The sequence below is a fragment of the Acinetobacter sp. NIPH 1852 genome (genome assembly GCF_022549455.1).
Lineage (GTDB): Bacteria > Pseudomonadota > Gammaproteobacteria > Pseudomonadales > Moraxellaceae > Acinetobacter.
Window position 1 is genome coordinate 323,250 of record NZ_JAKZGG010000001.1, and the last position, 12,071, is coordinate 335,320.

General features: G+C 40.3%; 12 protein-coding genes. 7 read left to right on the plus strand and 5 right to left on the minus strand.

From position 1 onward, the window contains the following. Positions 1-52: 52 nt before the first annotated feature. Positions 53-1,930 (minus strand): RNA polymerase sigma factor RpoD, encoded by a 1,878-nt coding sequence (gene rpoD, locus MMO38_RS01590; protein ID WP_004669224.1) that lies wholly within the window; start codon positions 1,928-1,930, stop codon positions 53-55. Between the two features lie 346 nt (positions 1,931-2,276). Between rpoD and MMO38_RS01595 the strand changes: the two genes are divergently transcribed. Together MMO38_RS01595 and MMO38_RS01600 are read left to right on the plus strand one after the other, a co-directional pair. Continuing rightward, positions 2,277-2,483: a hypothetical protein gene (locus MMO38_RS01595; RefSeq protein ID WP_004669223.1), complete on the plus strand. Its 207-nt coding sequence runs from the start codon at positions 2,277-2,279 to the stop codon at positions 2,481-2,483. A gap of 72 nt (positions 2,484-2,555) precedes the next feature. Further along, positions 2,556-3,080, plus strand: coding sequence for a YecA family protein (locus tag MMO38_RS01600; protein WP_241322243.1), 525 nt, complete (start codon positions 2,556-2,558; stop codon positions 3,078-3,080). Between the two features lie 213 nt (positions 3,081-3,293). Here the strand turns inward: MMO38_RS01600 and tmpT are convergent, their stop codons facing one another. From tmpT to MMO38_RS01615, 3 genes are all read right to left on the minus strand, one after another. Continuing rightward, on the minus strand, positions 3,294-3,938 hold the full coding sequence (gene tmpT, locus MMO38_RS01605) for a thiopurine S-methyltransferase (RefSeq protein WP_241322244.1): 645 nt from the start codon (positions 3,936-3,938) through the stop codon (positions 3,294-3,296). Positions 3,939-3,964: 26 nt separating this feature from the next. Beyond that, on the minus strand, positions 3,965-4,576 hold the full coding sequence (locus tag MMO38_RS01610) for a DedA family protein (RefSeq protein WP_241322245.1): 612 nt from the start codon (positions 4,574-4,576) through the stop codon (positions 3,965-3,967). A gap of 143 nt (positions 4,577-4,719) precedes the next feature. Continuing rightward, complete coding sequence (locus MMO38_RS01615; protein WP_004669211.1) at positions 4,720-5,652, minus strand: rhodanese-related sulfurtransferase; 933 nt, start codon at positions 5,650-5,652, stop codon at positions 4,720-4,722. Positions 5,653-5,762: 110 nt separating this feature from the next. Between MMO38_RS01615 and MMO38_RS01620 the strand changes: the two genes are divergently transcribed. Then, a complete protein-coding gene (locus tag MMO38_RS01620) occupies positions 5,763-6,251 on the plus strand; it encodes a DUF1289 domain-containing protein (RefSeq protein ID WP_005195556.1) in 489 nt (162 codons plus the stop codon). Between the two features lie 85 nt (positions 6,252-6,336). Here the strand turns inward: MMO38_RS01620 and gltA are convergent, their stop codons facing one another. Then, positions 6,337-7,611 carry a citrate synthase gene (gltA, locus tag MMO38_RS01625; protein WP_004669207.1) on the minus strand — a complete coding sequence of 425 codons (1,275 nt, stop codon included), beginning with the start codon at positions 7,609-7,611 and terminating at the stop codon, positions 6,337-6,339. Positions 7,612-8,513: 902 nt separating this feature from the next. On the opposite strand from gltA, the gene sdhC reads away from it, so the two are divergent. Genes sdhC through MMO38_RS01645 form a run of 4 tightly spaced genes read left to right on the plus strand, consistent with a single transcriptional unit; the run spans position 8,514 to position 11,910 of the window. Next, the gene (gene sdhC, locus MMO38_RS01630) at positions 8,514-8,915 is read left to right on the plus strand and encodes a succinate dehydrogenase, cytochrome b556 subunit (RefSeq protein WP_051064201.1); all 402 of its coding nucleotides are present in this window, start codon (positions 8,514-8,516) and stop codon (positions 8,913-8,915) included. Continuing rightward, entirely contained in the window at positions 8,915-9,280 is a 366-nt protein-coding gene (sdhD, locus tag MMO38_RS01635; protein ID WP_004669203.1) for a succinate dehydrogenase, hydrophobic membrane anchor protein, read from the plus strand. Before sdhC ends, sdhD begins: the two co-directional genes overlap by 1 nt. Before the next feature lie 9 nt (positions 9,281-9,289). Next, positions 9,290-11,185, plus strand: a complete 1,896-nt coding sequence (sdhA, locus tag MMO38_RS01640; protein WP_241322287.1) for a succinate dehydrogenase flavoprotein subunit — start codon at positions 9,290-9,292, stop codon at positions 11,183-11,185. Between the two features lie 14 nt (positions 11,186-11,199). Then, positions 11,200-11,910 (plus strand): succinate dehydrogenase iron-sulfur subunit, encoded by a 711-nt coding sequence (locus MMO38_RS01645; protein WP_004669199.1) that lies wholly within the window; start codon positions 11,200-11,202, stop codon positions 11,908-11,910. Positions 11,911-12,071: the final 161 nt, after the last annotated feature.

The following is a 12,071-nucleotide window of genomic DNA, read 5'->3' on the forward strand; positions in this document are numbered from 1 at the left end:
CTTGTAGCGTATGCTTCTCAAGCTTTGATCGTAGCGCAAAACTTCCCAAATATTAGTCGTTTTCCAAGAATGAACGTAAGTGTTCTGAGCGAGAAGGGTGGCGAAGTTTACGCAAAGCTTTTGCTTCAATTTGACGAATACGCTCACGTGTTACATCAAACTGTTTGCCCACTTCTTCTAAAGTATGATCGGTTGGCATATCGATACCAAAACGCATTTTCAATACTTTCGCTTCACGTTCAGTTAAGTTTTCAAGTACTTCGCGCGTTGCTTCTTTTAGACCTTCTGAAGTGGCTGCATCAATTGGAGAAGTGATGTTGCCATCTTCAATGAAGTCACCAAGATGCGAATCTTCATCATCACCGATCGGTGTTTCCATCGAAATCGGTTCTTTTGCGATTTTTAGTACTTTACGAACTTTAACTTCGTCCATTTCCAAACGTTCGCCCAATTCTTCAGGTGTAGGCTCACGCCCCATTTCCTGAAGTAGCTGACGAGAAACACGATTGATCTTGTTGATGGTTTCAATCATGTGTACTGGAATACGAATGGTACGTGCCTGATCCGCAATCGAACGCGTGATCGCTTGACGAATCCACCAAGTTGCATAGGTCGAAAATTTATAACCGCGACGATATTCAAACTTATCTACGGCTTTCATTAAGCCGATGTTACCTTCTTGAATAAGATCGAGGAATTGCAGACCACGGTTGGTGTACTTTTTCGCAATCGAAATAACCAAACGTAAGTTTGCTTCAACCATTTCTTTCTTAGCACGACGAGCTTTCGCTTCACCAACAGCCATACGTTTAGAAATATCTTTAATATCCTTAACGTTTAACTCAAGCTCTTTCTCAATATCGGCAATCTTTTGTTGGAAAGCCAATACATCAGGGCGAACTTTTTCTAAATGTCCTTTGATCTCAGCAGGTGCCTTCGCGATTTGCTCATCTAACCATGCTGGGTTAGATTCTTGCTCAGGGAACGAAGTACGGAACTGGTGACGATCCATACGACCACGACGTACTGCATAGCGCATGATTTCACGTTCATTGGTACGGATTTGTTCATGTGTACCACGAATCATTTCAGAAATGATGTCAAATAGACGCGGGGTAAATTTGAACATCATAAAGACAGTTGCGAGTGACTCGAGCGCAACTTTTGCTTCTTCGCTATTGCGACCATGCTCTGCGATAACTGTCTTTGTTTCGTTCCAAGCTCTTTCTAATTCAGTGAAACGCGCTTTAGCGATTTCTGGATCTGGACCTGAGTCAGCTTCAGAATCATCATCACTTTCAGATTCTTCTTCGTCATCATCGTCTAGTTTAACTTCTTTGGTTGTTTTTACAGAATCAGTTTCTTCTACAAGTTCTGCTTCTTCAATGACTTCAGGAATTTCTTCGTCAGATTCTGGGTCTAAATAACCAGACAGAATATCGGCAAGACGACGTTCACCTGTTAAATAATCATTATATTCTTGTAATACCACTTCGACTGCGTTTGGCCAGTATGCGATAGAATGTAAAACATCACGTATGCCTTCTTCGATACGTTTTGCAATACTAATCTCGCCTTCACGAGTAAGGAGTTCAACTGTACCCATTTCACGCATATACATACGTACAGGGTCAGTCGTACGACCAGGTTCGCTTTCAACCGACGCTAATACAGCAGCAGCTTCTTCTTCAGCAACTTCATCTGTTGTTTCAGTAGATTCACCAAACATGGTGTCATCGGTTTCTGGTGCACGTTCATGCACAGGAATACCGACATCTTGAAGCATTTGAATAATGTCTTCAATTTGCTCACTTTCTGTAATTGAGTCTGGGAGATGATCGTTAACCTCAGCGTAAGTTAAGTAACCTTGTTCTTTGCCTCGGCTAATCAGAGCCGCTACTTGTGAAGTAGGGGAATGCATATCGCTCATCTTTGCTTACTCTTTGTTGAATCTGTGGCGGTGAAAAACCGTGCATGATAGCACAATTCACTGGGAATGTTTTGGATTTGATCCGTTTGCTTTAAATAAAAAATATGTTTGATTTTAAGGTCGTGTGTTGAATATGGGGTTAAGCAATAATTTTTCAAGACTTAAATTCCTAAAAGCGTTTTTTATTGGTGATGTCCTTAGACTATAAATACACAAAAAAACCGCCGAAAAAAAGTACAAAACATCATTTTATAGCGAAAAAATCAAATAAAACTTGACACGGAAATCTAAGACAGATAAATAGCGGCTAGACCCATTTATATTTTTGCATTACGAGGTAGTGTTAGTGTCTTCTACAGATTTTGAATTAGATGATGATAACTACGGTGAGGACGATGCTGGTTTTGATGAGTCGTCAAGTAAACTCACCGCTAAAGAATCATTAGAAAAGCGCCGTTTAATTGATGATCTACTGGCTCAGCGCCGTTTGGAACGAGAATTAAAAGATTTTGACTATGATTTCGACGACGATGATCTTGATGACGAAGACTAAGCAAAATTGCTGAGACTTTATGTCCTAAAATGTTATGCTGTTGTGGATGAATTTTTTAGAATTGGATAGAGAATGAGCACGTTAGATTTAGACTTATTGAGTAATTATCTTGACGGTGATCAAAACGAATACGGTCTAGATTTCGCTGCGACTCATGGCTTTTTGTGTGCGATTGCGGTCGGCCCAAAATTTGATCGTTGGTTAGATGAGTTATTCGATAGTAATCAAAAGAAAGTTCCAACTGATGTGATTGAGCAAATCAAGCTTTGGTTGGAGGCGCTTCGCCAAAATTTAGCCAATGAAGATGGAATCGAATTTCCATTTGAAATCGAAGAAGCAGATGTGGAATCGAGCTTGGGTGATTGGAGCGTTGGTTTTGTTGATGCGATGTTCTTAAATGAAGATGCTTGGTTTGCACCTGAGTTCGAAGAGCAGTTGATTGATCTAACTTTGCCGATCATGGTGTTTAGTGGGATTGATGAAGAAGATCCGCAAATGGAATCTTTCCGTCGTAATGGTCAGTTGATGGACGAATTAGCTGAAGAAATTCCAGATAATTTGAATGAGCTTTATTTAATGTACCACACGCCAGCGTGATGGTACGGCTTGCGCCGCTACAATCGCCTTGCGCCGCTACAATCGCGGCTCATGTACCACACGCCAGCTAAATAAGTCTCAACGATCTAAGTTTAGTCGCTTACGATCTGTGTAAAAGATTAAACGTCCCTAGAGGACGTTTTTTTTCATGAGTAGATCAAAAGCATTGATCGCTAAAGAGATTAATCAATACTTTTGTGTCCGACATAAAGTTTAATCATTCGTCGAATGTTTGCTTAGACACCAAGCATGTTCATATGCGGTGAGTTTGCCTTTTAGATTTTCAGTATTTGATGCTAATAATTTAATATCGTAATAACTTGCATAATGTGCCACTAGTTCATATTCAGGAACAGAAAAGGGTGGTCCTGCTAATAGTTTTTGATCGTAGTCTAGGCTGATAAGTAATTGTGGTGCTTGGTTTGTGATTTTTAAAAGATGTTGCGTATATGATGTGCGCATTTGCTCTGGTAGTGCGATTAGCGCTGCTCGATCATAAATTGCATCAATCTTACCGATTTGGGCTGCTGTTAACTCAAAGAAATCACCGACAAAGAGGTCAATCTGAGTATGCTGAAAATGAGTCAAGTGACCTATTTGGGCTTCTTGAAAAGAGAGCCCTAAGTCTAAAATTAGATCTTGAATCGCAATTGGACTCAGATCTATCGCTATCACATGATAGCCTTGCTCAATGAGCCAGTTTATATCTAGGCTTTTACCGCATAGAGGAACAAAAATGGTTGCGCCTTTTGCTAAATTTAAGTACGGAAAATATTTTGTAAGTAAGGTGTGAGGCTGATTTTGATGAAAACCGATGTTATTGGTTTGCCATTTGTCATGCCAGAAATCATGTTGCATTTTTAAGTCTCAATCTTTATTTAGAATTATCTTTTTGACAAATAAAATTTCTTTGCCAATCGCCACAGAATATAACAGACAGCAATTGTTAAAATGATATAACCGACGCGTTGTATGACCGCTGTCATTAATGCCTGATTTTCACTAAAATAATAACCGACACAGGCAAGAAAACTGGTCCAAATTACGGTTCCAGCAGCGCTATACGTCATGAATTTACCAAAAGGCATCTTGCTCATTCCTGCAGGAATACTAATCAGCGAGCGAACTGCTGGAATCATTCGACCAAAAAAGACAACACGATGCCCGTGCTTTTCAAACCAAGTTAAAGATTTTTCCAAGTCAGTTGTGCTTATTCTTAAATATTTGCCATAACGTGCGATAAAATTGAATAAGTGTTGCTGTGGAATCTTTCGACCAACCCAATACAACAGCATTGCGGCTAACAGTGAGCCTGCACTTCCTGCAATAATCACACCGATCAAACTCAGGTCACCTTTCGCAGCCGTGTAGCCCGCTGAGGGCATAATCACTTCTGATGGTATAGGTGGAAAAACATTATCGAGAAACATGAGAAACGCGATACCTAGATAACCTAGTTTCTCCATGATCGATATGACCCAATCTTCTAGCCCCATAGTGCCTTTGAACGTTATTTGTGAATTTAAAGCAGCTTAATTGCGATTCGATGAATGCTCAATATGGTATTGGTTAACCGTTTTAACAAAACAAAAAAGCCTTAGTCGGAACTAAGGCTTTTGAAATTCTGGTGTATATACGCTTATAGGCGTTTGCGTTTTGCAGCAGTAATTTGTGATTGACGCATACGGAAGCCTGCTTTTTGTTTGTCCGTTGTTTTATCAATACAATAAGCACATGAAACACCGTGTTCATAGCTTGATAACTCTGATTCGGCTTTGGTCAGAGGCCAACCACACGCATGACATTTGATGTTTTCACCTTCTTCAACACCGTGCGTCACCGCAGTTCGACCATCAAAGACAAAGCATTCACCTTCCCAAAGACTTTCTTCGGCAGGGGTTTCTTCGAGGTATTTTAAAATACCGCCTTTCAGATGGTAAACCTCGTTAAACCCTTCTTGTAAGAGTAGGGAGGTTGATTTCTCACAACGAATACCACCTGTACAGAACATCGCAATTTTTTTGTCTTTATGCTGCTCAAGGTTTTGTTTTACGTAGTCTGGAAATTCACGGAAAGATTCAGTTTTAGGATCAACTGCACCCTTAAATGTACCTGCTTTATATTCGTAATCGTTACGTGTATCAATTAAGATCACATCATCACGCGCAATCAGTTCGTTCCATTCTTTTGGATCAAGATAGTGACCCACTAAATCACGTGGTTTAACTTCTACGCCTAAAGTCACAATTTCATTTTTAAGTTTGATTTTCATTTTACGGAATGGTTTGTCAGAGCTATGAGACTCTTTGTATTCCATTGACGTAAAACCTTCATCTAGTAAAAAACGATGAATTGTATCAATTGCTGCACGATCACCTGCAACTGTGCCATTAATTCCTTCTGAAGCTACAATCAGAGTTCCACACAAATTGATACGATTCACTAAGTCTAAAAGACGTTGTTGCAGATCAGCTGCATCTGAAACTTCTTTAAATTGATATAGTGCCGCAACAACCCAATTTGTGGTCGCTTGCTGTTCTACAGGTGCAAGCTGTTCTACAGTAGCGTTCATGGATAACTCCAAATGTATTAAGATAGGAAAATTAAGGCGCACATTTTAGCGCGAAATCTGAAAATAAGCGAGAAAACCATAAAATTAATATGGTTTTATAGGAGTTGGTTTTGAGTAGTGATCGTCGAATTCCATCATTGACTCCATGTGCAGGGCGTTGTTCAACGGTGTTTGGTGATTTGGTTTGTCGTGGTTGTCGCCGTTTTAATCATGAAGTCATTCAATGGAATACATATAACCCAGAACAAAGATTGGCGGTGTGGCGGCGCTTAGATGCGCAGCTAGACCAAATTTTGGTTCCGTTGTTGCCCAATGCTGATCTCCAGCATGTTGAAGGTTTTATTCATAGTCGGCATATTCGCATACTAGACACCGCGAGCCGAGGGCGTAAGCTTTATCATGCCCTAAAGCTTTGTGAAAAAAATAAACAACTTGCCCATGATAGTGGTTTGGGTGTGACTGATAAGCAAGTAAAGCCGATCTGGGATGAGTTTGAGCGTCGTGTATTGGCTTTGGCCAAGGCGAGTTATGAATTGGCTTGGTTACGGGCAAATGGTATTAGCCATAACTTGATGCGTTTATTGGAAGATGATGATTGATGCGTTGATTACGTATGCTCTTTTGATTTTCAAATAAAAAAAGCTGCCATATGGCAGCTTTTTAAACATTAACTTTGTTTTAAAATTAACGTTTGATATCGCGTTGAGTCTCGCCAGTATAAAGCTGACGTGGGCGACCGATTTTGTACGGAGATGCGTGCATTTCTAACCAGTGGCTGATCCAGCCAACGGTACGACCAAGTGCAAAAATAACAGTGAACATATCAGTTGGGATACCGATTGCTTTTAAGATAATGCCTGAGTAGAAATCGACATTTGGATAAAGCTTACGTTCAACGAAGTACGGGTCGTTCAGTGCAATTTTCTCAAGTTCCATTGCAAGAGCAAGCTGAGGATCATTGATACCAAGTGCTTCAAGAACTTCGTCACACGTTTGTTTCATGACTTTTGCACGTGGATCAAAGTTTTTATACACACGGTGACCGAAGCCCATGAGTTTAACTTCTTTGCGCTTCACTTTTTCCATGAATTCAGCAACGTTTTCTACGCTACCGATTTCATCTAACATGCGAAGTACAGCTTCGTTTGCGCCGCCGTGAGCAGGTCCCCAAAGTGCAGAAATCCCTGAAGAGATACATGCGTAAGGGTTAGCACCTGTAGAACCAGCGAGACGTACTGTCGATGTAGACGCATTTTGCTCATGGTCAGCATGAAGCGTGAAGATACGATCCATTGCTTTAGCAAGAACAGGATTTACTTTGTAATCACGGTCAGCAGGTGTTGCAAACATCATGTGTAAGAAGTTTTCTGCATAACCTAAATCATTACGTGGGTAAATGAATGGTTGACCTACTGTGTACTTGTAGCTCCAAGCTGCAAGAGTAGGGATTTTTGCAATTAAACGAATTGCTGTAATTTCGCGGTGATTAACATCTTCAATATCTAAAGCGTTGTGATAGAACGCAGATAAAGCACCAACAACACCAACCATGATCGCCATAGGGTGAGCATCACGACGGAAACCATTAAAGAAACGGCTAACTTGATCGTGAACCATCGTATGGTTGCGCACTTTAGCGTCAAATTCTGCTTTTTGTTCAGCAGTTGGAAGCTCACCATTTAACAATAAGTAGCAAGTTTCTAAGTAGTCTGCTTGAGTCGCTAATTGATCAATTGGATAGCCACGGTGTAATAACACACCTTTGTCACCATCAATGAATGTGATCTTAGATTCGCAAGCAGCTGTCGCCATAAAACCAGGATCGAAAGTAAAGTGACCAGATGCCAATACATCTTTAACGTCAATTACATCTGGGCCCAATGTGCCGCTGTAAATTGGTAATTCAATTTCTTTGCCATCAAGCTGTAATACGGCTTTTTTGCCAGTTGCTGCAGACATTCAATAGATCTCCTGTCCTGGTGAATGATTATCTGACTCGAAATCCTAATCTTGTCATGTGCGAATCAGACGGTGTCAAAATTTGCTATAAGATTAGTGGCTACTAAAATTTTGTCAATTATACTTAGGGATAAAAAATGACGTTGCTACAGTCAATTAGTCATTCAGTATCAAAGGAAAAACTGAGTAAAATCACAGCACCGGTCGAGTATAATATGTCAAATCATGTTTCAGGTGCATAAAAAAAATGAAGCATCAGTACAATTGTAAGTAAATTTTTATTTCGGCAATATTTTGGTGCTTATAAAATAAAGACTTAGAATAATTCAAAATCCTATATACCTCGTGGCTTAGAGCTGAATAGTCATTGAAAAAATACTGGAAATGTGTATTCATTTTGGAATAATTGATTCATTGTGGTGCGCTTGTTTGTATAAAAAAAACTCACTTCTTTTTTGTATGAGATCGCAAGGAATAGATTATTGATTATTCATATTTAATATATAAATGGGGGGTATTATTTTTGACAATATTTATAACGGTGTGATTTGCACTGAATTTACGCTAAAAACGTGTATTTTTTATGAAATAAACAAGAAAAAATCAATGGAAGTGAAAAATATTTATAAATAATCCCTTGTTATTTTTATCTTTAAAAAACATGTGGATATCTTATTTTTATTTGGTGGTTTATCATTGTTATTGTCGCTGCACTCGTGAATGATTCTTATTTAATGGGTTTTTAGACTAAAGCGAAATCTGATTGTTTGTATTTTGATATTTCACGTCTTATAATTCGGTGTCGTTATATATAGGTTAGGCATGTGCTGTTCTTGCCTGACAATGCCAGCTTTCCTTTGAATTAATTCAAACAAACTCCAGTTGGAGTTTCTACCTACAGGATGCCCGCTGTGAAAAGCAACAGACCTGTCAATTTGTCCATGGGTCAAGTGTTAGCGGTAAATTTACGCTCACCCGTGGCTATTGCATCAATTCTACACCGTCTATCAGGTGTAATCGTTTTCTTACTCGTCGCAGTTCTTTTATGGATTTTGGATAAATCTTTATCTTCACCAGAAGGATTTGACTACGTTAAAAATGTCGTTTTCGGAAATATCTGTGTACGTTTTATCGTATGGGTATTTGTAGCCGGCCTAATTTTCCACTTCATCGCAGGGATCAAGCATTTGCTTGCTGATGTCGGTTTTGCTGAAGAGTTACAAAGTGGTCGTATTGCAGCTACAGTTTCATTAATCTTGTCTGCGGTTTGTATTGTCGCAGCCTTCGTATGGATTATGTTCTGATGAAAAGTGCTACAGGTTTAACAGGTTCAGGTTCTCGCGATTGGTACATCCAGCGTGTTAGTGCTGTGGTGTTGGCTGCTTATACTGTTGTTATATTCGGTTGGATCCTTTGCAATAGCGGATTCGGTTATGAACAGTGGGCTGGCTTTATGTTGACTTTGCCAATGAAGATTTTTTCTTTATTAGCAGTGTTGTCGCTGGTTGCACACGCTTGGATTGGTATGTGGCAAGTCTTTACTGATTATGTAACGACTCGTCAAATGGGTCCTTCGGCTTCAGGTTTACGCCTTGTGCTCACTACTGCTGTGATTATTTCAGTATTCGTGTACGCAATCTGGGGTATCCAGATTTTCTGGGCAAATTGATAGGAAGAGATCATGGCAACTACCCCTAAAGAAAATTATTCAAACATCCAAACCCTATCATTTGACGCAGTTATCGTCGGTGGTGGTGGTTCTGGTATGCGTGCTGCTTACCAACTTGCTCAAGCTGGTTTAAAAGTTGCGGTATTGACCAAAGTATTCCCAACACGTTCGCATACGGTTGCTGCTCAAGGTGGTATTGGTGCGTCGTTAGGTAACATGCAGGAAGATAACTGGCACTATCACTTTTATGACACGGTTAAAGGTTCTGACTGGTTAGGTGATCAGGACGCAATCGAGTTTATGACACGTGAAGCACCGAAAGTTGTTTATGAGCTTGAACACTTAGGTATGCCTTTTGACCGTAATGAAGATGGTACGATCTACCAGCGTCCATTTGGTGGTCACTCTGCAAATTACGGTGAAAAAGCTGTTCCTCGTGCTTGTGCTGCTGCTGACCGTACCGGTCATGCATTGCTTCATACTTTGTATCAAAGCAACGTGAAAATGGGGACTCAGTTTTACGTTGAATGGATTGCATTAGATTTAATCCGTAACGAAGCAGGCGACGTACTTGGTGTGACAGCGATTGACCAAGAAACAGGTAATATTGCTGTGTTCCAAGCCAAAGCAACATTATTTGCTACTGGTGGTGCAGGTCGTGTTTACCGCGCATCTACCAATGCTTATATCAATACTGGTGACGGTCTTGGTATGGCGGCGCGTGCAGGTATTCCATTACAAGATATGGAATTCTGGCAGTTCCACCCAACAGGTGTTGCGGGCGCGGGCGTATTGTTGACTGAAGGTTGTCGTGGTGAAGGTGGTATCCTTCGTAACAAAGACGGCGAACCATTTATGGAACGTTATGCGCCGACTTTAAAAGACTTGGCACCACGTGACTTCGTATCACGTTCTATGGACCAAGAAATTAAAGAAGGTCGTGGCTGTGGTCCTAAAGCGGATTATATCTTATTGGATATGACGCATTTGGGTGCTGAGACGATTATGAAGCGTCTACCATCTGTATTTGAGATTGGTAAGAAGTTTGCAAACGTTGACTGTACCAAAGAGCCAATTCCTGTTGTACCAACAATCCATTATCAAATGGGTGGTATTCCTACCAATATTCATGGTCAAGTGGTTGTACCGCATGGCGTGGAAGAAGGTGAGTTTTCTGCACATTATGATAAAGATTCGAAAGAATATACCTATAAAGGTACGCGTGATTATGTAAAACCTGTTAAGGGCTTTTACGCAATTGGCGAATGTTCTTGTGTGTCTGTACATGGTGCAAACCGTTTAGGTACGAACTCATTGCTTGATCTTGTTGTGTTTGGTAAAGCAGCGGGTGAACATATCATTGACTATGTGACTAAACATCATGGCGATGACTATGCTCCACTTCCAACAGATGTATTGGAAAATACATTGGCGCGTGTGCGTAAATTGGATGAATCTGCTACGGGTGAAAATGCACAAGAAGTTGCAGATGTTATTCGTGACATCGTACAAGACCATGCTGGTGTATTCCGTACTCAAGCGTTGCTTGACAAAGGCGTGAAAGAAATTCTTGCGATTGAATCACGTGTGCGTAACATTCATTTAAAAGACAAATCTAAAGTGTTTAACACAGCGCGTGTTGAAGCATTAGAAGTTGAAAATTTATATGAAGTTGCAAAAGCAACCTTGATTTCTGCTGCTGCTCGTAAAGAGTGTCGTGGTGCGCATACCGTTGTTGATTATGAATTAGCACCTGATCACCCGACTTATTCTTATGGTCGTCGTGATGATGAGTGGATGAAACATACGTTATGGTATTCAGCAGACAATCGTCTTGAATATAAGCCAGTACGTTTCCAGCCATTGACGGTTGAAGCAATTGAACCTAAGCCACGTACATTCTAATTGGGAGAACAAAGATGAGTAGAGGCACTCGTACATTCGAAATCTACCGCTATGATCCTGATAAGGATAAAGCGCCGTACATGCAAACTTATAAACTTGAGTTAACCGATAAGCACCGTATGTTGCTTGATGCGTTACTTGCGTTGAAAGTGCAGGATGAGACATTAACATTCCGCCGTTCATGCCGTGAAGGTATTTGTGGTTCGGATGGTGTGAACATCAATGGTAAAAATGGTTTGGCTTGTTTGTGGAACCTGAACGACTTACCAGAGAAGATTGTGATTCGTCCTTTACCTGGTTTGCCAGTCGTAAAAGACTTGGTCGTAGATATGAACCAATTCTATGACCAATATAACAAGATTCACCCATTCTTGATCAATGATCAACCTGCGCCAGCTAAAGAGCGTTTACAGTCTCAGTCAGAGCGTGAACATTTAGATGGTTTGTATGAATGTATTCTTTGTGCATGTTGTTCAACAGCATGCCCATCATTCTGGTGGAACCCTGACAAGTTCCTTGGACCATCAGCTTTGTTAAATGCATATCGTTTTATCATTGACTCTCGTGATACAGCGACGCAAGAACGTTTGGCTCGTTTAGATGATCCATTCAGCTTGTTCCGTTGTAAGGGCATCATGAACTGTGTATCGGTATGTCCTAAAGGGCTAAACCCGACGAAGGCAATTGGTCACATTCGTAATATGTTGTTAGATCAAGCGGGATAATTTCGTTTTCTAACGCAAAAACGGAAGTTTCGAAAGGAGCTTCCGTTTTTTATTTGTTGGGGTTTTGCTTCTAAAAATTGCAGGTGAATAAGTCCCTGAATGTGTTAATTAGACATATAAGTCATATTGTTAAGCTTAATAATAAAAATGGATATGTGATG